At 58.5% G+C, this 20,473-nt stretch carries 20 protein-coding genes; 9 read left to right on the forward strand and 11 right to left on the reverse strand.

The window, feature by feature from the left end; translation table 11 throughout:
- Positions 1 to 69: 69 nt before the first annotated feature.
- The gene (locus ACYU70_RS17990; RefSeq protein WP_342296999.1) at positions 70 to 396 is read right to left on the reverse strand and encodes a hypothetical protein; all 327 of its coding nucleotides are present in this window, start codon (positions 394 to 396) and stop codon (positions 70 to 72) included.
- A 278-nt stretch (positions 397 to 674) separates the two neighbouring features.
- Between ACYU70_RS17990 and ACYU70_RS17995 the strand changes: the two genes are divergently transcribed.
- The gene (locus ACYU70_RS17995) at positions 675 to 1,256 is read left to right on the forward strand and encodes a hypothetical protein (RefSeq protein WP_342296997.1); all 582 of its coding nucleotides are present in this window, start codon (positions 675 to 677) and stop codon (positions 1,254 to 1,256) included.
- A gap of 367 nt (positions 1,257 to 1,623) precedes the next feature.
- Positions 1,624 to 2,277 carry a hypothetical protein gene (locus ACYU70_RS18000; RefSeq protein ID WP_342296996.1) on the forward strand — a complete coding sequence of 218 codons (654 nt, stop codon included), beginning with the start codon at positions 1,624 to 1,626 and terminating at the stop codon, positions 2,275 to 2,277.
- Between the two features lie 136 nt (positions 2,278 to 2,413).
- Here ACYU70_RS18000 and ACYU70_RS18005 read toward each other — a convergent pair whose 3' ends face one another.
- Positions 2,414 to 2,722 (reverse strand): hypothetical protein, encoded by a 309-nt coding sequence (locus ACYU70_RS18005; RefSeq protein WP_342296995.1) that lies wholly within the window; start codon positions 2,720 to 2,722, stop codon positions 2,414 to 2,416.
- 71 nt (positions 2,723 to 2,793) lie between these two features.
- Positions 2,794 to 3,216, reverse strand: a complete 423-nt coding sequence (locus tag ACYU70_RS18010) for a hypothetical protein (RefSeq protein ID WP_342296994.1) — start codon at positions 3,214 to 3,216, stop codon at positions 2,794 to 2,796.
- 128 nt (positions 3,217 to 3,344) lie between these two features.
- Between ACYU70_RS18010 and ACYU70_RS18015 the strand changes: the two genes are divergently transcribed.
- The gene (locus ACYU70_RS18015) at positions 3,345 to 4,109 is read left to right on the forward strand and encodes a DUF6348 family protein (protein ID WP_460616063.1); all 765 of its coding nucleotides are present in this window, start codon (positions 3,345 to 3,347) and stop codon (positions 4,107 to 4,109) included.
- Positions 4,110 to 4,150: 41 nt separating this feature from the next.
- Positions 4,151 to 4,612 carry a hypothetical protein gene (locus ACYU70_RS18020; RefSeq protein ID WP_342298604.1) on the forward strand — a complete coding sequence of 154 codons (462 nt, stop codon included), beginning with the start codon at positions 4,151 to 4,153 and terminating at the stop codon, positions 4,610 to 4,612.
- Between the two features lie 51 nt (positions 4,613 to 4,663).
- Here ACYU70_RS18020 and ACYU70_RS18025 read toward each other — a convergent pair whose 3' ends face one another.
- On the reverse strand, positions 4,664 to 4,936 hold the full coding sequence (locus tag ACYU70_RS18025) for a hypothetical protein (protein WP_342298602.1): 273 nt from the start codon (positions 4,934 to 4,936) through the stop codon (positions 4,664 to 4,666).
- A 168-nt stretch (positions 4,937 to 5,104) separates the two neighbouring features.
- Between ACYU70_RS18025 and ACYU70_RS18030 the strand changes: the two genes are divergently transcribed.
- The 5 genes from ACYU70_RS18030 to ACYU70_RS18050 all read left to right on the forward strand — a co-directional run bounded on the left by ACYU70_RS18030 (position 5,105) and on the right by ACYU70_RS18050 (position 8,362).
- Complete coding sequence (locus tag ACYU70_RS18030) at positions 5,105 to 5,569, forward strand: phage tail protein (protein ID WP_342298600.1); 465 nt, start codon at positions 5,105 to 5,107, stop codon at positions 5,567 to 5,569.
- A gap of 12 nt (positions 5,570 to 5,581) precedes the next feature.
- Positions 5,582 to 6,019 carry a phage tail protein gene (locus tag ACYU70_RS18035; protein ID WP_342298598.1) on the forward strand — a complete coding sequence of 146 codons (438 nt, stop codon included), beginning with the start codon at positions 5,582 to 5,584 and terminating at the stop codon, positions 6,017 to 6,019.
- 570 nt (positions 6,020 to 6,589) lie between these two features.
- A complete protein-coding gene (locus ACYU70_RS18040; RefSeq protein ID WP_342298597.1) occupies positions 6,590 to 7,342 on the forward strand; it encodes a hypothetical protein in 753 nt (250 codons plus the stop codon).
- A 141-nt stretch (positions 7,343 to 7,483) separates the two neighbouring features.
- Positions 7,484 to 7,813 (forward strand): hypothetical protein, encoded by a 330-nt coding sequence (locus tag ACYU70_RS18045; protein ID WP_342298595.1) that lies wholly within the window; start codon positions 7,484 to 7,486, stop codon positions 7,811 to 7,813.
- A 144-nt stretch (positions 7,814 to 7,957) separates the two neighbouring features.
- Entirely contained in the window at positions 7,958 to 8,362 is a 405-nt protein-coding gene (locus ACYU70_RS18050) for a hypothetical protein (RefSeq protein ID WP_342298592.1), read from the forward strand.
- A 71-nt stretch (positions 8,363 to 8,433) separates the two neighbouring features.
- On the opposite strand, the gene ACYU70_RS18055 is transcribed toward ACYU70_RS18050, so the two are convergent.
- The 7 genes from ACYU70_RS18055 to ACYU70_RS18085 form a co-directional block, all read right to left on the reverse strand.
- Entirely contained in the window at positions 8,434 to 9,153 is a 720-nt protein-coding gene (locus ACYU70_RS18055) for a hypothetical protein (protein ID WP_342298591.1), read from the reverse strand.
- 541 nt (positions 9,154 to 9,694) lie between these two features.
- A complete protein-coding gene (locus ACYU70_RS18060; protein WP_460616064.1) occupies positions 9,695 to 10,051 on the reverse strand; it encodes a hypothetical protein in 357 nt (118 codons plus the stop codon).
- Positions 10,052 to 10,590: 539 nt separating this feature from the next.
- The gene (locus tag ACYU70_RS18065) at positions 10,591 to 10,899 is read right to left on the reverse strand and encodes a hypothetical protein (RefSeq protein WP_342298589.1); all 309 of its coding nucleotides are present in this window, start codon (positions 10,897 to 10,899) and stop codon (positions 10,591 to 10,593) included.
- Between the two features lie 501 nt (positions 10,900 to 11,400).
- The gene (locus ACYU70_RS18070) at positions 11,401 to 12,087 is read right to left on the reverse strand and encodes a hypothetical protein (protein WP_342298587.1); all 687 of its coding nucleotides are present in this window, start codon (positions 12,085 to 12,087) and stop codon (positions 11,401 to 11,403) included.
- A 389-nt stretch (positions 12,088 to 12,476) separates the two neighbouring features.
- On the reverse strand, positions 12,477 to 14,492 hold the full coding sequence (locus ACYU70_RS18075; protein ID WP_342298585.1) for a GEVED domain-containing protein: 2,016 nt from the start codon (positions 14,490 to 14,492) through the stop codon (positions 12,477 to 12,479).
- 290 nt (positions 14,493 to 14,782) lie between these two features.
- Positions 14,783 to 16,081: a M43 family zinc metalloprotease gene (locus ACYU70_RS18080; RefSeq protein WP_342298583.1), complete on the reverse strand. Its 1,299-nt coding sequence runs from the start codon at positions 16,079 to 16,081 to the stop codon at positions 14,783 to 14,785.
- Between the two features lie 198 nt (positions 16,082 to 16,279).
- Positions 16,280 to 20,416 (reverse strand): metallophosphoesterase, encoded by a 4,137-nt coding sequence (locus ACYU70_RS18085; RefSeq protein WP_342298582.1) that lies wholly within the window; start codon positions 20,414 to 20,416, stop codon positions 16,280 to 16,282.
- Positions 20,417 to 20,473: the final 57 nt, after the last annotated feature.

Consider the following 20,473-nt stretch of genomic DNA (forward strand, 5'->3'; position numbering starts at 1 on the left):
AGCAGCAGAGTGATTGGGACAAAACGAGAAAAGGGTTTTAAAACCTCGTTTCGGGGCTGCTGGTGAGGCTTAAGCCACAGCCATGACGCTGCTGCTGGTGCTGCGGGCCGGGGCGTTGATGAGAGCCAGGGCTTTCTCGTGCTTCCACTTCTTACCCTCGTGCTCCCGGTCCTTTTCGCGTTCCTGGGCTTCGTGCTGCCATTTCTTGGCTTCGTGATGCCGGTCCTTTTCACGTTCCACCGCGCTGCGGTCATCTTTCAGCCGTTCAGTTCGCCGGTCAAGCAACTTCGTGAGCAGCGTATTGAGCAGGGACTTGAGCCCCAAACCAGCGGCACCAGCAGCCACGCCCTTAAGCGGGATATTGGCCAGGAAAGCAAGGAAAGCGGTTAACGACATGAGCAAGTGTGGGGGCAGTGCAGCGCAAACGTCCCCCCAAGCCCCGGCGAGCCGGAAACCAGCAGCATCAAAACAGGCAGGAAGGAGGGGTTTTTCATCGTAATACACTCATTATTAGATATAAAATTTTCGTGTATCTGGCCGGTTACGGCGTATGGTATGATATCGCGTTCTGCATTCTGAATTGGTACTCCGAAATTCGGCATTAAAGCGCAGCGGTTTATCTGATAGAGGGAGAAAGCATTAGGAATCGGTGCAACACACCGTTTATTTGAACCATGAGTATGCCTTCGCGCTGCGGTGCCTTCTTTTTCCTCATGGCCGGGCCACTGTTCATGCGCTGCGGGGCGCCGTCCGGCGCCGGGCACGACATCCAGGTACTGGAACTGCTGCATTTTAACGGCCAGAACGAAACGTGGGCCTACCGGATGGATTCGGTTGGCCGGGTACAAGCGCTGCACCTCAACGTGGACGCGCCCGACTCCGCCGTCCATTGTTTTGCCCTGTCAGAACCCCAACGACGGCAAGTGCTGACCTTAACTCAAGAGGTGGTGCGCTTGGATTCAATCGGGACGGGCGGCATTCGAATTGAGCCAACGGACGGGGCAATTGTCAAGGTGCTGGTCTACCGCAAAGGCCAACGCCTTTTCTCGTACTGCAATGCCCCCGTTGCGGCCTACGCGGATCCCCAGGCAATCGTCTTTCACTTGGCACAGGCGCTGCGCGAGGCGGGCGCGTCGTCCGGGAAGCCATCGCCGTGCGCCGGGGCCTTCTCCGCGCCGGTTCTCGCCCAAGGCCTGGAGGACCTCTTTCATTTTCCGCTCCCCGACACGCTGCCCGAAGGCGCCGTGCAGGAGTGACCAGTCAGGCTTGTGACTGGTTAACACCTTCCACAAAGGCTCCAATTTCTGAACGAAGCACGTTCAACGTAGTACCGTTTAAGTAAACTTGGAATACTGGAGCCATCAGCGGTGTTTACAGGCTGGAACCTGGCGTAGTACCAGTGGCGCTGTCGCTCGCGTGTAGGAGGAAGTAACTGTAGTCCTCCGCGGGCATCTGCCCCGCGGCGGGGTGGGCCCGTCCCGCGGGCTCCTTGCTCCGCCTGTTGAACGGACGCCATCGCCCCAGAAGGGAAGCAGCATATTGCCTTCCCCTCCTTCGTTGACTTATATTTCGAGGCCGTGTCTGCACATCGGCTAATCGGTCTGCCGATGATAAGAAAAGAACATGAACCTTGCGTTGCCCCCTGCTATCTTTTTTTGCGGCCTGCTAACCGTGGCCTGCTTCGTGGCTTCGTGTGGCAATGACCCAAAAACCACAGGAAGTGCCGCGGTCTCCACCGGCGAATTGTCGACGGCGAACGATTCGCTTGCTCGCACCAACGGAGTTGAGGTGTCCATTGCTCCAGCAGAACCTATTCCCCGTAAAAAGCAGCCAGTGCCCGCCGGACGGCAGGACACCCGGATAATAAGCGATTTTGTTCTCGATCCTTTCTGTCGCGAGCTGCACGAGCAAGATATCGCAGGTGTAATGTCTCGAAGCGCCAGCATCGTGAAATCCACCATGCAAAATCATTACGATGACAACGCCACGGATACGTTGATTACGGTGACGAAAAATCAATCCAAGATTGTGTTTCGTAAAAGCCCCTACAACTTCTTATTGGACGAACTTTTCATTAGTGACAAGCGCTTGGCCCGGATGTGCCACGGAATTGACATTGGCATGCCCAAAGCAAAATTTATAAAAGCCATCTGCGAAGACTGCACACTTAACGGGTATCCAGACACCATTCGCGTAAGCAATGAAGAAGTAGACCGTGACTGTCGGGTCATTTTTCGAAACGATGTCCTTGTGTCCGTGCGCCTCTACCCATACTAAAAAGGAGCAAGGGTTAGCCCGGCAATGCCCGGCAGGCCCTTCGGGACAACAGGGCCGGTGCTTAGAAGTGATTTTAGTCTCACGAAGCCAGAAATCACGGTCCGTAAACGCCACCGTTTGGCTGAACGTCTGTCAACTATTGCCGGTGCATCCTAGTCGACCGGGGATATTCCGGCGAAGGCAGGGTAACGAGGTAAGTGGGGGTGAGCAGCAAGCGGGTGGGCATTCCCCGCAGCGGGCCCTCCTGGTACGTGAGGCGGATGGTATCTCCCTGCAGGGTGTAGCGCCCTTCGTGGTAACCCAGGCCCATTTCCACTGCACACTCCCCGTTGGTGAACAGGCGAACGGTATACGAGCCCACCACTAAGTCTTCAAAGGCCGAATACCGGAGGGCTCTGCTTTCGCAGCCGGTGACCCCGGACAGGACCAGCGTGGAAACTCTCATTCACCAAAGCTAGACGCTCCTATTTTTGAACGGAGCGCGTTTAAGCCACGACCCTTGAAGCGGTAGGGCGCTCAATTGTAGGTGATGGTGATGCCGCTGCTGGCGCTCTTCTCGTCATAATCCGCGGTGACGGTTCCCCAGGAAAAGCGCCCTTCGCGTCCTAGCTCTTCGCGCACCCAGTGTTTCAATGCCCCTAAGCGTTCCCTTTCAGCGCGTTCCGACCAGTTTTCCCAACTCCCAAGTAGTGCCGTTCGCTCGGGCGAAATGCCCACCGAAATCATCTGCAAGCAATTCTGGCAAAAACAGAAGTGGAAGTGAACGTAGTTCGGCCCTACCGGGACGTTGTGCGTCGATAACCACTTCCAGCCGTTGTGCAAGTCGCGCACCTCCGTCGATTCGCCCACGACGAGAGCAGCGACCGTTTCCAACGAATCGCCGGCGCAGATGCACACCGAAGGGGCTAAAGTCAAGTGGCCGGTCTGTTGGTCAATCATGCGCTCGATTCATCACACCAAAGAAACGCTCCATTTGCTCGTTCGACCGTAAAAGTGAACAGAGAATCAGATGGTGGCTTTTCTAGTACTATTGCAGCCCCCTTGCTTCTTATGCGTGGGATGCTTCCATGAGCTTGTTTGAGCGCCTCCGGCATTTTTTTCGTTCCCCGCCCCCCGCTGCTGCGCCACGCGCCACGCCCGAGGACCCGGCTACCCCTGCGCTGCTGGAAGCGCTTCGCCAGGGCCTGCGGTCCGCCATCGAGTCCGCCGCGCCCGACCTGCGCGTCGTCAGCCGCGGCGACGCATGGGAGCTGGCCCCACTGGGCCTGCCCCTTACCTCGACGGTGTTCCGCGTGGACCGCCACCCGGGGGCGGTGCTCTGCACCCTGGGCGTGCGCGTGCACCACCCCGAGTACTTCCCGACGGCCATCGACGACTGCCTGGTGGGCTACGGCACGGACCCCGCCGAAGCGGTCGCCAATGGGGCCCGGATTTACGTGGACGGGGTCCTGGCGGCGGTGCTGCAGGCCTTAGACGGCCGGCACGACCCGGTCTTGGACTGGGTCGCCCTCCCGGAAGGCACGCGCTGGCACCCGGTCGCGGGACCGCTGCAGGTGCAAGGGGCGTGGACCGGGGTGGCGGACCTAGACCCGGACCACTTCGTGCAGCTGCTGGCCCCGCTGGTGCAGGCCCTGCCCCTGCACCGGCCCTTTCATTGGGTCAAAGTCTACCAGAGCCGGCAGCCCAACGGGGACTTCATCGGCGAATGCCTGCGCGACAACGCGCCGTGGGAGGCCGCCCTGCCCCTTTTACAAGCCGATGCCGCCACGTGGCCCTGGCAGGCGCAATTTGCGGGCAAGAAGCAGTTTCTATTATTCCGGCGTTGTGGGTAAGCCGTTGCCTACTCAGTGCACCGTTTACTTAAACCAAGGAGATGAAGAAACTTCTTTATTGGACGGCTCTACTGGCTGGCTGTAATTCAGATTTAGGCACTCCAGCGCAGCTAGACAGAGAAAGTGGGTTTGGTGGAGTCCCCTTCGGCAGCTCACCCGCTTTGCTAACGAACGCAACCGTGTATTCTGCACATGGGGATGAGACGACATTTATTCAGCATACTCTCCGCAGAACCGACGGAAGCTTCAACCTTGCAGACAGCTTAGGTTTCGCCATATACTGGGACTACAAAAAAGGGAAACTGCACAAGGTCAGCGCATCTGCTGTTGGTCAGGGCATACCCGCTGTTTTAAAGGAACTACACCGCCGATTTGGTCCCGAGACCGTGCGTAACGATACCATGTATTGGAGCGGTGAAACCGTAATAGCTACCGCATACTGCAAGTCTGTTGATGTGGATGTGCTCTTACTAACTGTAGAGCAAAAGCCGCAGGCTCCATAGAGCAGGACTGTTGGGGTATGAAGAATACGCTCCTTTCCCTGAACAGACCGTTTAGCCCGCGTAAACTTCTTTCGTCCAAACAAGCCGTTCATTGACGAACTCACGGGTTTGAAAATACTCGGTCAACAAGTCATCGTCCACTGCTGTGGAAGCGCCGCCAAAATGATGCTCGCCGGCTAGCGCGACCACTATCAGCGCAGGGTTGGCTTGCTGCAGGGACTGCCGTAGGTCAAGGAGTTGCTGAAAAGAGGTTCCTTTGCGCGCTTTGATGTACCGTATGATTCTTTCCCTGAAGCGTACTTCCGCAATAGAATAGAGGAGCATTGGAGCAGCATGAGTGAGCACGCGAATATACTCCTCTGCCATTCGGACCGTTTTCGTAAACTACTGTGCCGATTTACTTGTCCAATACGGCGGAATCAGGATGCGTTTCTGCAGGGTATATTGCGGTAGAAAAGAAATTGCGTCTTACCATCAACGCTCCTTTCACTTATGGCAGACGATAGCAGCGCCCAAAGCCAAACCATCTGGCCCTTAGCCAAATTCTATTTCCAGGTCGATGGCTTGGGCGGCGGCGTAGGCAACTACTTCAACGAGGTGACCGGCCTCGATACCGAAACGCAGGTTATCGAGTACCGGCACGGCAACAGCACGAACTTCTCAACCATCAAGATGCCCGGCTTGCAGAAAGTCGGCAACGTGACGCTCAAGAAGGGCATCTTTGTGAAGGACAACAAGTTCTGGACCTGGTATAACACCATCAAGATGAACACCATCAAACGGACGACGGTGGTCATCAAGCTATTCGACGAGTCGGGGAAACCCACCATGACCTGGACGCTGAACAACGCTTGGCCGACCAAGATTACGGGCACGGACTTGAAGTCGGACGGCAACGAGGCGGTCATCGAAACCCTGGAGCTGGCTTACGAAACGCTGACCATCGCCAACGGTTAATCGCGACGCTACATGAGCCCAGGCAGCTTTTATTTCCAGCTTCAATTCGGCGCCATATTCACCCCGGCCGACAACGCCTTTCAGGAGGCTACGGGGCTGGCGGCGGAACTGGAAATCGAGGAAATTCAGGAAGGCGGACAGGCTTATAAGCACCGCATGCCCAAGGGCACCAAGTACGGCAACCTGGTGCTGCGGCGCGGGTTCGTGAGCTTCAACTCCCCGCTAACCACTTGGGTTGAGGCTTCGATAAACACCGATTTCTCGAAGCCCATTAAATGCACCGATGTGCTGCTGAGCCTGCTCAACGGCCAGAACGTGCCATTGGCCACCTGGCATTTCCGGGAAGCGTGGCCCGTGAAGTGGTCGATGTCGGATTTCAAGTCCCAAGAAAATGCCCTTGCCATTGAAACCCTAGAGTTTGCCTATGCTGAGTTTCATCGCGTCGCTTAACCAGACGTGGCTATTGCAGAAATAGGTGTTTGGCCCGCAGCACCTTGTGAACTTGCATAGGTCTAAGAGAGCGCAGACCAACCGTCTGCTTCTACAATAGCTACGACCGTTTGGTTGAACGCCGATGCTTTTCTCAAGCAGGTTACGCTGACGGCGTTTGCCACCGCCCGTGCGTTTTATTCAACTACCTAGCGCAACGCGACCAACCTGCGCTGCCGCGATGACGGGGGTAAAGACTTGTTCGCTGCCACGCAAAGCCAGCAGCAAGCTTCCGTGTACCGGACAGCCCGGTACTACCCGGTCAGCTTACCAGCGTATTTTCAGCCGCACCGCGTGGCGCCGGACGCTACGGCCCCAGCAGGGCTGGTGGAGTATCGCGCCACGCTGAATCAACCGCAGGTGCAACGCTTTGCCCAAAACGAGCTACTTTGTTTCACCCAGTCAGGCCGGCTGGAATGAGCCGCTAACCCACGCCTCCTGCCTTCGCTTCAGCTACCGGCCCCGCGGTACAACCACTGGCCGGCCCCGGCTAGGCGGTTAGCCGCTACCGTTTCCGCTTCCCGTTTTCAGATGAAAAAACATTTCTACCCGCTGCCCCTCGCGGCCCTGCTGCTAGCCCACCCGGCCCACGCCCAGCACACCGAAGTGGTGGAACGCGCTGGCGCCAACCTCTCTTGGTACGGCGGCCCCGACGCGGCCCCCACCTCCTTCATCAACCGCCACTCGCAGGACGGCTTGTACTTCGGCGACGCTTACACCAACACGCCCTACGGCACCCGGGCCGGCCTGGGCCTGGGCTTGGGCTTGCGGGTGCTGCGCGTGGGCGAGCGGGGCCAGCTCTGGGCCTACGACCTGGGCTACGACTGGCAGCGCGTGGGCACCGACATCACCAGCGTCAGCAACGTGGACTGGTCGGCGCGCACGCAGCAGGGCAGCTACCAGCGCTACGCCGCCGACGGCCGCACCTACCTGCACTCGCACAACATCAGCCTGTTCGTGGGCTACGGCCACCGCTTCCAAGCGGGCACCCTGCACCTCGACGCGCTGGCCGGCCCCGAGCTGGCGGCTGTGCTGGCCAGCCGCGAGCACGGCCAGGGCACCTTCAACAACGGCTACCGCTGGACCACCGACGCCCAGCGCTCGTCCGCGGGGGTAGATGGCCGCCTGCGGGCCGACCTCATCGCCTGGCACGGCCGCACAGGCCTTAACGCCAGCTACTCGCTGGGGCTCATCAGCGCGCAGGCAAGCCTGGTGGGTGGCCCCGCCCGCCAGTCATTTGGGCAAACCGTGCGCTTTGGCATCGCCTATTTGCTGAATAATTAGTGCGAACGGCCTTGGTTAAAAGTTAGGTCCAAAAGGTAAGTGGTATCCGCTGGGAATAGGGAGCAAAGACGGACCAGAAGTTCTGCAACAGCCACGACCGTTTGGCTGAACGCCCTTAGTATCGCGTAAAATCGCTCTTCAATGAGAGAACTGACAGAAGAGGAGGCATTGCAAGCAGTGGCCTTTATGGAAAAGCTCGTCGTGAGTTTAGGAAGTCTTGGGCGGCATTACTCCGACAATGACGAAGACCTAGCTTGGGCACTATTGTACCTGTTTAAGCCCAAATTGGTGAACGAGGCGGCTAAAGTGCGTGGGATGCTTTTCAGTAAATACAACACAGAACTGGCGGAAGGAGAAGACATGGACGAACTCGAGAAAATCCTTGAGGGTATGCCTTACCCGATAACGCCAACCCCTAAACAACTCGCTCGTTTCCGCCAAAACCGCCTGAATAAGCAGAGGTCAGAATAAAGCTCGTTTCGATTTACGAAGCGCGTTTACGCCACGACCGTTTGGCTGAACAGATACTTGAGGACTCATTTCGCCCACCCTCATACAGTGAGCTGGGGTTTTTCGTAGCTTGACGCTCCGCAGTCCCCTTCCCCGCGCCCTTCGATGCAACCTGACCCGCAACGCAATCCTTACGTCCTGGCTTCTAATATTCTGTTTGCGGGCTTGGCCTTGTCCACGGTCTGCTGGTTGCTGAGCAAACAGTTCTATCCACAGCCGGCCGTGGCGCACCCGTTGAGCCCTTGGGTGTTGGTTGGCGCTGGCTTATTGATGCTGGGCTGGTACTACGCCATTCGGCTGGGGCAGCGATGGGCGCGGGTCTTGCTGCTCATCCTTTTTGTGACTAGCGTGGCGCTAACCCTGACCTACCATCCCGAGCGGGTGATGCACCAGTTGCGCACCGATTGGCTGTTCGCTTTAAGCAACGGGGTAAACTATGCCTCGCAAGTGTGGGCGCTGATTCTCCTTTTTCGGACGCCTCGCCCGTCCCCCGTACCCCAGCCAAGATAGTCCATTTGTTGCAAGAGATTAATGTTGAGTACCGTTAAAGTGAACGGGTGAGAAGGAGTATCGCTATCTGCTTACTCCTTCGAGAAGCTAAAGCCGTACAGGTACTTGCTTTGAGCAGATGCAGAGGGTTCTACTACAAAGGTGAAATCGGTATTCTGTCCTCCTCGGACCAACACCCCCGCTAGCCTAACTAATTGGTGGGTGCCGTCGTCCAAATTGCGCTGCATCGTTTCAAAGCCCTGCAAACTAAACGCCTTCACTGGACCGTATTGGCGGCCGACGGCGACTAGTGTTGGTTTGGTCTTTTGCCACTCCTGTGGGGACGCGGCGAGCGGGTTGCCACGGGTCAAAAACCGGTCATACTCCCCCGCGCGCAGGTCGTCCACGGCAGGAGCGACTAATGACATGGCTTGTTCAACCCGCGCCAAGTCTTGGGTGGCAAACTCGTGGGTGTTGCTGCCGCCCGTTGCTTCAATGTTGATTCGGATGAAGGCGTAATTCTTCTTTTCGGCTGGTGAAAGAGCATGAAAAAACAAGTACGCGCAGTTGGACGCAGGCAGGTCAAAGGTGGCAAAGTGTTGCTGGATTTTATCAGCGGCACCGCTAAGCTTGAGTTCGTAAAACTTGCCTTGCACTTTGTCTTCGGTGGAAGATGACATTCCTTTCGCGTACACGACTTGGCCCCCGTAGAACGCCAGCACTTCGTCCACGCCCTTGGATTCGGTTGCGGAAGTGCAACCCGCGAACGAACCGGTGAGCACGAAGAACAAAAGAAAGAAAACACCTTTCATACGAACAGTTAAAGGGGAAAGCATCCCAAACGCACGGCTCCAAAAGTAGCGCCTGAGCACCCCAACGTAACCCTCCTTTGCGATTGGGACCGTTTGCCTAAACGCCCATCCGGACGCCGTGAATGTAGCTTTGAGCAACTAGCGATGTCTCCCTTTAGTGATGTTTACGAATCACTAGTCGCAACTGAATTCATACAAATGGCCGGTTCGACCATGCTTAATCCTAAAAGTAGTTGAATTGGCCTTTTTCACTATCGAATCGCCAATAGCGATTTTGCTATAGAAGTTGATTGTATCACTATAGTGCGTGAAAATATAAGATGTCTTGTTCTTGTTGAGGACGACAACCGTGTGCGTATTTCGACTTTGACGCTCGATATGTTTGTCGATTACGATGCCCTTGAACGGCTCACGCTTGATGGAAGAGCTGCAATAATCACATCCGCTTGTGATGATTAAGGTGAGCAGTGGAAGCAGGGAAACGATTCTTACAATGACCATAGACTGGATGGAGTATTGACGTTTTCGTTGAATGAGCTGCTTAATCGTTCTGCGCCATGCAATCTGGGGCATACGCTACGTAGTCCGGGTGTTGCGGGTCGATTTTGATGTAGCACGAGTCGCTCCTGATTCGCGTCAGGCACGTCACCGTGCCTGAATATCGCTTTCCCCGGTAGCGGTAATCCACCTCCACGATAAATTCGGTGCTCCGAAAGGAAAGGGTGTATGCCCGCGCCTTGACGCAGACGCCGTTTGTGCCGGCGTGGTAGTTGCCGATTTCTTGTCGCAAGCCGCGGGCCACGAGCAGGGCCAAAGCACCCAAGGTGAGGCTCCAGCCGACTTTCTTGTTCATGGGACCGATGGACGAGCTTTGAGGGATGGGCGTAAAGGAACGCAAGAAAGGGTATTGGAATTGGTGCAGATAACCCCTTCTTTCTTTGAACGTGCCTCGTTTACCTTGGGACCGTTCAAGTGAACGACAGGGCGCCCATTCCCTTATTTGATTCGGCCCGTTCGTCTGAGGGTGATTCTCATCCGTTTTGGTGGCGCTTTCAGGACGCAGCCTAATTCGAGCAAGTACTTCCGGGCAGCATTTACAGCGTTGGCTCGTGCGGCTATCCCGCCAATGCAGCGGCTGCTGTAATGGTTGGAACTATCAATCTGCACTTCCTTATCGTCTTGCATGTCGTAAACGCACCACCACCACGACTTTTTCTCCATCCATTCGGCCCGCAGCAACAGCCCCGCCCAATTGGCGGAACAATCGTCCGAGAGGTCACCTCGCCATATGATGCGCCCTTTCGCTAGTGCTTGTCGCTCAGCTGTTGTCATGTCCCTTGAAGAGTGGGTGGGGGAGTAAAAGCGGCAAGAACGCTCCTTAAACTGAATTGCTGCGTTTACCTTGCCACCGTTTTTGTGAACTGAATTAGGTGAAGTTCAAGCCTGGGGAGGTAAGCCTGCCAAATCCTTGAGCAAGGCCCACGCCATTGTCTCGTTGAGCGGGCCGTTTACTTCTGGGTCAGTGGTGCACTCCAACACGTCCTGAACTTCCAAGGGGACAAACTCGACGTGATTGCTCAAGCCCAGCGCATCGGCCACGTAGCCCACGATGCTCACGCTTAAGTCACCCGTTAAATAGGCGTGCAACAGCATCCGGACATCAGCGGCTGTCACGGCTAGCGGTTGGTCTTCGTGCAGGTAGATGGGGATGCTTCCCCCCAGCGGTGCCGTCGGCACTGTTCCCACGGCCGCAGCAATGGTGGAAGCGGGAAGTTCACCTTGAAAATAACGGGCTATGAGGGAAAGGCTAAGCATAGGCAGACAAACCTAAAGTAACGCTCCTTTGCTTGAACTACTCTTTAGTCTCGTCCACAGAGATGCAAAAATAGCCTTGCGTCATAGATGGAGTTTAAGAAACCCGTTCACGAATCAAAGTTTACGAAACACTGAATTGGGATGAGTTTCGTGAACTCTTGCCCTCCAACAAACGGACGTATTCTGGAGCGTTTTTAGAATACCCAAACGGCCCGGAAACACAGGTTTTCCGAGCCGTTTTTTAGCTGCTTTATCAGCGGCATCCTTGTCAAAAATCATCGGCTTGGCCCCCATCGTCAGGATAGCAGCGGCGCTGGCGATGACAGATGCCAGCCATCGTTCTTGCCCTTTCTTACGCGCAGCCGCTCGTTCACGCACGAAGCCCCGGCCGCTCACGCAGCCGGGGCTTCTTCGTTTCTCAACCCGGCGCTGCTACGCTGCTTTTTTCGTATCGCTGGTTTTGCCGCCCTTGCCCGCGTCCACGATAACGCGGGCCTTCTCGTACTGGGTCACCAGCTCCGGGAGGGCGCTTTTCAGGTTGGGCACCCGCACGTCCAGTTTATTGATGGCGGCCCGGGCCTCGCCCAGGTGCAGCACCGCGGCTTCGCGCAGCACGCTGCCGCCGGTTATCTGCTGGCGGGCGGCCCCTACCAGGAGCTTGTAGTCCACGGTGCGGTCGTGCAGGGCCTGGAGCAGGGCCGCATCCACCAGTTCGTCGGCCAGCTCATTGGCCAGAGGCTGGGCGGTGGTGTACAGGTCTTCCAGGGCCGCCACCTGGGTGAGGCCGCGCAGCTTGTCGATGTCCGAGCGGGTGTAGCCGGCCGCCTTGGCCAGCGCCGGGTGGCCGCCGTCCTGATACAGCGCCTTCAGGCCCTGCACCACCGGCATCGCCGCGTCGAGCGCCGCCGTTTCGGCCACGTCGTGGGCTTCGGTGTAGCCTTTGCTGCTGATGCCGCTGCGCTGCTGGGCCTTGCCATCCAGGGCCGCCAGGGCCGTTTCCAGGGCCGTGTAGTCGGGCAGCATCTTTTTGTAGAGCTTCTCCCAGCTCGGTTTACTGTCGCGCAGCAGCTTGAGCACGTTCAGGGCCATGCCTTGGTAGTTGATTTCCGCGTCGGTCATTGTGGGTAAAAAGGAAAGATGAGTACACACCAGCCAATCTCAGCTGGCGGCCCTAATGTAGAAGGATTTTTCCGCCCTGTGCCGTCGCTCAACGCCCTCTTTTTCAGCCGCCTTATTACAAGCACGCATTTCATCCTCCCAACTAGCACATTCTTGATATGAAGTAATACATTCTCAATACCAAGCAATGGATTATCACCCTAAAGTAGCATATTCCTAATACCAAGTAATACATTCCCGGACTCAAGTAATATATTCTCAATACAAAGCAGCACATTCCCAATACAGAGCAGCAGATGCGCGGCTCCGAGCTAATCGCCACTTCCTCCCACACAAAAAAGCCCCGACCAACCGGCCGAGGCTTCTTTGTTTTCAGGAGCTCAGAAAGACTATTCCTTCACGAAGCGCTGGTGCGAGGTTTTGCTGCCGTCGCTCACGCTCAGCGTGTAGATGCCGGTGCGCAGCGAGGCCACGTTCAGCTGGCCATCCACGAAGGACAGGCCCTTGATTTCGGTGCCGCGCACGTCGTACACGCGCACCGAGAACGCCTGCTCGGGGTCCATGTTCAGCGGACGAGCGATGCTCAGCACGCTGGTGGCCGGGTTGGGGTACAGCGTGTACTGGTCGGCCAGGCCGGTGGTGCCGCTGGTGCGCACCGTGGTGCCGTCGAGGCGGGCACCGCCGGTGATGTTCACCGTGTAGTCCTCCGTTTCGCCGTAGCTGTAGCTGCCGCAGCTAGTGGTGGCGCTGTTGTCGCTCAGCACCACGCGCAGGCGGGTAGCGCCATTCTTGGCCGTAGTGGGCACCGTGAACGAGCCCGTGCGGGTAGTAGCAGCCGTGCTGGCTGCCGCCGACACCACCAGCTCACCGGCATCGGTAAACACGCCGTTCTGGTTGTAGTCGATGTACACTTTCACATACTCCGAGTAGGCCGAGCCCGTGAAGCCCGCCGAGAAGCTGATGGTCTGGGCCGAGCCGGCCGCGAGGCTGGTGCTGCTGGCCGTGCCGTTGTAGTAGCCGGCATCGGCGCCCGACGTGCGGCTGATGCTGCCCAGGGCCACGTAGTCGATGTACTCATAGGCCACGCTGGTGCCCTTGCTGGCGCAATAGGCAACGGTGCCGCCGGTGGTGGTGAAGCTGGCAATGCCGCTGTAGGCGCTGCTGCTGCCGCTGCACACCGTCTGCACCTGGTACTGGTAGGTAGTGCCGGCGGTGAGGCCGGTGAGGGATTTGCTGGTCGCCGTCTGGTTCACCGTGGTCCAGGTAGTGGCCCCCGATACGCGGTACTGCAGGTTATAGGAAACCGCGCCGGTAGCCGCCGCCCACGATACCGTGGCCGAGGTATTGGTGAGGCTGCTGGCCGCCAGGCTGGCCGGCGTAGGGCAGGTGCCGCCCGAAGGAGCTACACCGCCCATCGAGGTGAGCAGGCTCACGCGAGCGCCGCCGGTGCCAAACAGCGCGTTCATGCGCGAGCTCTGGCCGGTCGAGAACATGAACATGGCGTTGTCGTCCACGTAGTCCATGTAGTTCATGAACATATCGCCGTTCGGGCCGTTCGAGCACGACACGTGCGGGAATACGGGCTTGCCGTAGTTCTCAGCGCCCTGGTTGGGGGTATCGCTCACGTTGTCGGTGCCGGTGCAGGCCCCGGAGTCATCGCCCCAAATGTGGTTCAGGTTCAGCCAGTGGCCCACTTCGTGGCTGGCGGTGCGGCCCAGGTTGTAGGGCGAAGTCACGGTGCCGGTGCGCCCGAAGTACACGGGCGAAATCACCACGCCGTCGGTGCTGGCCGCGCCGCCGGGAAACTGGGCATAGCCCAGAATGCCGCCGCCGATGGTGCCCACCCACAGGTTGAGGTACTGGCTGGAGTTCCAGGCGTTGAGGCCGCCCGTGCTGGTGCTCTTGATTTTATCGGCCGTGCCCCAGCTGGTGGTGGTGCTGCTCTTGCGCTCGATGCCCGTGGTGGCAAGGCCACTGGGGTCGCGCTTAGCCAGCACGAACTGGATGCCCACGTCGGCCACCTGGCCGGCAAAGGCGCTGGGGGTTTTGGTATAGTCGGCGTTCAGCTTGTGGTAGTCCTCGTTCAGCACGTCAATCTGCGACTGAATCTGGGCATCGGAAATATTCTCGGAAGTCGTGCTGTACAGCACGTGTACCACCACCGGAATGGTCAGCGTAACGGCAGCCGTAGCGTTGGTCGCCTGGTTGCTTTTGGCAAACTGCGCCGCCTGGTTGTTGATGGCAGCCATGCGCTGGGCCAGGCCGGGGTCGGCGGCGAGCTGGGCGGCCAGCACTTCAACCGAAGCGCAGGTACGATGCGGGGCGGGTGCCTGCGCACTAGCCGAATTAGAAGTGAGCGCAAGACCCAGAAGGCCCAACGCGGCAGCGTAAACATTTGCTTTCATTCAAATGGGGGTTTGGTGGTGAAAATTGTTTTTGGACCGGCAAGCTATTGAAAATATTGCAACGTTATTCACAAAATTCCGGCATTCATGGCAATATTTTTAAGGTTTTACACTATTCATATATTAGTTTGATAATTAAGCTGGAATTTTAGCTTTTTTCCCTCATCCCAACTGTAAATTTTTCTAATCTCCACACTACTAACCCGCTAATCAACCGCACTGGTCCCCAGCAAAAACAACGACGCCCTGCCCAAAGGGCAAGGCGTCGCACAAACAAAAACCGGAAGCGGCTACTCCTTCTCGAAGCGCTGGCGGCTCACCTCGGCCCCGGTGCCGATGGTGACGTAGTACAGGCCCTTGGGCAGGTCGCTCACGCGCATCTGGCCGCGGCCATCGTAGCGCACCTGGGTCATTTCGTGGCCCGTCAGGTCATACACGCGCACGGCGTACCGGGCGGCATCGGCCCCGCGTGGCAGGTCCAGCGTCAGCACATCAGCGGCGGGGTTGGGGTAGAAGGAAGCGGCCGAAGACGTGGCCAGCGTGCGCGGCGCAGTGCCGCCCGGCGACGTGAGCAAGCCCACGCGGGCCCCACCGGCAGCAAACAGCGCGTTCATGCGCTGGCTCTGGCCAGTCGAGAACATGTACATGCAGGCATCGTCGGTGTAGTCCATGTAGTTCATGCTCATGTCGCCCGAGTTGGAGCAGGACACGTGCGGGAAAGCCGGGCAGCCGTAGTTCTCAGCGCCCTGGTTGGGGGTATCGGCCACCTGGTCCGAGCCGGTGCAGGCCCCGGAGTCATCGCCCCAGATGTGGCGCAGGTTCAGCCAGTGGCCCACTTCGTGGGTGGCGGTGCGGCCCAGGTCGTAGGTGCTGGTGTAGGTGCCGGCGGCATATTTGGCGCGGCTGCCGAAGGCCGAATACAGAATCACCACGCCATCGGTGCTGGCCGAGCCGCCGGGAAACTGGGCGTAGCCCAGCAGGCCCTGGCCGAGGTTACAGGCCCACAGGTTGAGGTATTTGGTGGCATCCCAGGCATCATCGCCGCCGCGCTTGGAGTTCTTCACGGCATCGTTGGTGCTCCACGACGAGGTTTTGGTGGCTTTGTGAATGATGCCGGTGGTGGCCGCACCGGTGGGGGTGCGCTTGGCCAGCACAAACTGCACGTTCACGTTGGCCACCAGACCGGCGTAGATGCCGGGCGTTTTGGTGTAGTCGGCGTTCAGCTTCTGGTAGTCCTCATTCAGCACGGCAATCTGCGACTGCACCTGGGCGTCGGAGATATTCTGGGCGGCCGTGTTGTAGAGCACGTGCACCACCACCGGGATGATGACCGTGCCGGCCGTGCTGCGCTGCAGCGCTGGGTTGGCCAGCAGCTGTTGGGTCTGGGCTTCGATGCGGGCCATGCGCTGGGCCTGGGCAGGGTCGGCGGCGAGCTGGGCGGCCAGCACTTCCATCGTGCCGCAGGCGCGGTGCGTGATGGGGGTAGTGGTTTCCATCCCGGTGACTGGCGCGAGGCGCTGGGCATCCTGGGCTAGGGCGGGAGCGGCGCTGGCCAACAGGGCCAGCGCGGAGAAGTAAAGTTTGTTCATGTAGTGGTTGGGCAATAGGGTAAAAAAATGGTTGAATCGGGATACCAATTTAAGAAAAAAAGGTTACGTTTTCGCATTTTTATTACCAAATCATTAGAAACACAACCCAATACCAAATAAAACTGGCAATAGAATGCAGAAAAGTCTGCTTCTATTGCCAGTTAAGCAACTTATTAAATTTACGCGGCGGGCTTCGGCTTAGAACAGGAAGTCGAACCCGACAAACACCAGCTTCTCCTCCCCTACCGAGTAGGTAGCGTTGATGATGGCGGCCTTTAGGATATCGACGTAAATGCCGCCGCCAAAACCGCTGTGGAAGGCATTGAGGCCGGTGTAGGTACCGGTGTCGTTGTCGGAATATACCCGGCCGATATCAGCCAGGCCCATCACCCCAAACTTGCCGGGGAAGAGGTAGGCGTTGAAGGAAAACAGCTCCAGGCGCGGCTCGAAGTTGGCATAGATGGCCGTGCGGCCCGCGAAACGCGTGCGGCGGTAGCCGCGCAGGTTGGTGGTGCCGCCCAGCGTATTGGCCTGGTAGAAGCGGTAGTCGCCGTAGTTGTGCTGGTAGCCGATGCGGCCGGCATACGTGAGGTGGAAAGGGAAATTGGGCGTGAGGTAGGCCCGCACCTCTGAGGTAAAGCGCCCGAAGCTCAGGCTTTCGCTGTTGAGCTGCCAGTTGTACTGGTACTCGTTGTTCCAGCGCAGACCGATGCGGGGGTTTTTAGCCGAAGAGCTGGCATCCAGATTCAGGTACACCAGGCCGCCGAGGTACTGGTTGGTCTGGAAGTCGGAGGAGCGCACGCCAAAGCGGCGGTTCTCGTAGGTGGTCACGCCGGCTTTGTTGGTCAGGCTGTCTTTGATGATGGAGCCGATGGGTTCCTTTTCGATGCGGAACTGGTCGTACTGCGGCCCGATGCCGAACTTGAGGAAGCTGAACATCTTGCGCTCAAACGTGGGCGCGATGGTGAAGCGGTCGAAGCGCACGCGGTAGGCGCTGTTCACGGTGCGGTTGGTCACCACGCCGCGGGTTTCGTCCTCGGTGGCCAGGTTCGCGGTGTTGTTGCCGATGCCGAAGAAGTTATATAGCAGCTGCGGGCCGTAGAACTGCGCCGCGATGTGCAAATCGGTCTTCTTAAAGATGCGGGTAAAATGGCCCGAATAGCGGATGTTGTAGGCATCGCGGGCCGGCGCAAAATTGGCCGTGATGGTCTGCTCCCACGAGTACGGCTCGCGGCGGAAACCGTAGTGGCGGTAGGTCACGCCGCCGCCCAGCAGGATGCCGTCATCAATGTTGTAGCCGAAGTACAGAGCCGGCCCCAGGTAGTCGAGGCGGTAGTCTTTCAGGTCGAAGCGGTGCGGGTAGTCGTAGCGGCTCACCTCGTAGCCGGGCTCCAGGCGCTTGCGGGCCTCGGAGCTGGCCACAATGACGTTGCCGGTGTCGGCGTCGTAAATCTGGGTTTTGTGGAGCAGGCCGCCCACGTGGTCGCGGGTAGTGATGGAGTCGTGGCCCGTGCCGGCGATGATGCGCAGCTTCACGCCCCGGTTCACGTCGCCTTTCACATCGTACACGTCCTTGCCGGCGATGCCGTAGAGGCGCACCTCGTCGGTCACATCATCATCAAACGTGCGGTCGTAGAGGATTTTGGTCAGCTTGCCGTCCTTGTTAATCTTCTGCATCACCACATGGGTTTTGCGGTTGCTGAGGCGCTCCACGGTGAATTTCTCGTTTTTCTTCGAGCCGCGCACTTCCACTATTTCGGCCAGCACGTCGGCGTACTTGCCGGCCAGGTCGGGCAGCAGGTCGCGGCGGCTTTTCAGCTTGGCGATGATTTCCTTGCCGTGCAGGTCATAGATTTGCTTGGGCCACTTCTCCAGGAAAGCCTTCTCAATCACCTCGTCGGTGAGGTGGGTTTTCATGTACTCGGCTTCCTTAATCCAGTCTTCGCGGGTCACGGCGCTCATAAACACCCGGTCGTTGCTCATGCCGGTCTGGTTCAATCCCTTGTAATCGGCGTAGTCGTAGCCGAAGTTCTGGAAATTGCGGATGGCAAACTTGCGCGAAATCAAATACGGCAGCACGCCATCGCCCTTGAAGAAGGCAATGTCGCGGTCCTCGGGCACGGCCGTGAAGGTGCGGTCGCCTTCCTTGTCCTTTATTTCGCTCCAGCGCCACTGGTCCTCGTGGCGGTCCCAGTCGCCAATCCACATATCGAAGAGGCGCGAGCGGGCAAAAGCTTTCTGGTTTACCTGGTTGTCGTTGTCGTCAAGCAGGCGGCTCAGCATTTTCTCGGTGCCCACCAGGTTTTTGGCGAAGCCGAGGCTTTCCACGTTGTCCTGGTTGTCTTTGGAATCTTCCTCCAGCGCCGCGGGCAGGTTGGCAAACTGCGCGTAGTACTGCCCCAGCAGCGGGTCCTGCGGGATGTAAACGGGAACGGGGTTGGTGTGCAGAATGCCGGCCGCCGTGCCCAGCGGCGGCAGCACAAATGAGGCGAACGGGTGCTGGGCCGAAATCTGGTCCTGCAGCACGGCCTTGGCCAGGCCGGTGCGCAGCTGCTCGGGCAGCACGGCGGCGGGGTCTTTGTCGATGCCGCGCAGGGTGAAGTTGTGGCCTTCCTCGTTGCGCACTTTCAGCGAAGCGGTTTGCTTGCCGCCGCCGGTTTTGTAGGGCATCAGGCCGCCCTTGTCGTTGGCCAGGTCCAGGGTGCGGAGCTTCACGGGCGTGGCCCACTCCTTGCGGTAGTGCTCGCCCAGCAGCCAGTTGTGGAAGGCCCCGTGCTTGTCGTAGTTCGCATTGATGGCCACCGTCACCGAGCTGTCGCGGAAGTCGGGGCGCTTGGTCGGAATCGGGGCTTTGGCAATGGCGGCGGCCTCCTTTTCCTTCTTCTTCTCCTTGTCTTTTTTCTTCTGCTTGATGGCCTCTTCGGTCTGGAGCAGCTTTTTGCCGCCGGGCAGGCCGTTAGTGGTGATGAGGGCCGTTTCGGAGATGGGCTGAGCGGGCGCGGTGGCAATGGCGCCCGTGGTTTTGGCGTACATCGGCGTGCGGAACACGCGGCGGGCCGACTGGCCGTTGCCCTCCGGAATGAAGTATTCGGTCCACACCTGGCCGTCGTCGTAGTAGTTCACCACGGCAAAGCCCTTCTCCTTATCCGAAAAAAGCGCCCCGCCGCCATCGCCGGGCTTCACGTGCTGGGTTTTGCAGCCCGAGCCGCTGGTGATGAAGTGCGTGCTGCCTTCGGTATAGTATTGCAGGTTGTGCTCGTGCCCGGCGGCGTACACCACGTTCGGGTATTTGGCAAAAATATCGAGCAAACCCTTGCGGTAAGCCTGGTAGAGCGGGTGCGGAATATCCTGGCTGATGCCGCCGTATTTCCGCGCAAACGGGTAAATGGAGCCAATAATGGGCAGCGGCACAAACGCATATTTCAGCACGATGCTGAGCGGGAAAATATGGTCGGCCAGCGTGAAATAGCCGCCGTGAATGCCGTCGGAAAACAGCGGGTGGTGGGCAAACACCATGATGTGCTTGTCCTTGTTGCGGGCAATAATTTCCTCCAGCGCCGCAAATACGTCGTCATTGTTGTCGGCCCCGCAGGCCCCGTTCAGGCCGAAAGGGCGGTTGGTAGCCGGGGTCAGAAACCACTGCGAATTCAGGGCGATGAGCACGAGGTCATCCTGCACGCGCACCTCAAACGGGCCGGGACAGCCATCGCGGGGCAGGAAAAAGTCGCCGGTGTAGGCAAACTGCGTCGAATCCTTGCGCATGTATTGCTCCACGAAGGCCTGCTCGCGGTTCACCTGTTCCAGCCCGCCGGCCGCGCCCTGAATCCAGTCGTGGTTGCCGGGCGTCATGTATTTCTCGCCCGCATAGCCCCGGAAAATATCGAGCTGGGCCGTGAGGCGCTCCTCGGCAAACTTGCGGTCGTAGGACCCTTCCGGCGGCATGCCGAAGTTGTACACGTTGTCGCCCAGGAAGATGGTGGTGCTGTTTTTGCCGGCCTGCAGAATGCGCTGGCGCAGGTAGTTCAGGCTGGGCTCGCCGCCCTTGGCCTTCGGAATGGGGTTGCCCACGTCGCCAATCAGAAACACGCGGTAGCGAATCCGGCTGGAATCGGGCGGAATGTTCTTCTGCCAATTCACGCCGGCCCGGCGGTAGTTGGGGCGGCTGACGTGCGGGTTCTGGTCCGACTCGCCGGGCTCGGGCGCTTCCCGCTGAGTGCCCCGCGGCTCTTTGGGTTCTTTGAGTTCTTTTGATGATTGAGGGGCGGCGGGCTGCGCAGAAACCAGCAGCGGCAGGCAGCAGGCAAGCAGAAAAGAGAGGCGGCGAAGTAGGTGCATGAAATAAATTTACGAGGCGAAGAATGGGCCACGCCGCAGGGCCCGGGCAAATACGGA

The sequence above is a fragment of the Hymenobacter segetis genome, from assembly GCF_054776495.1.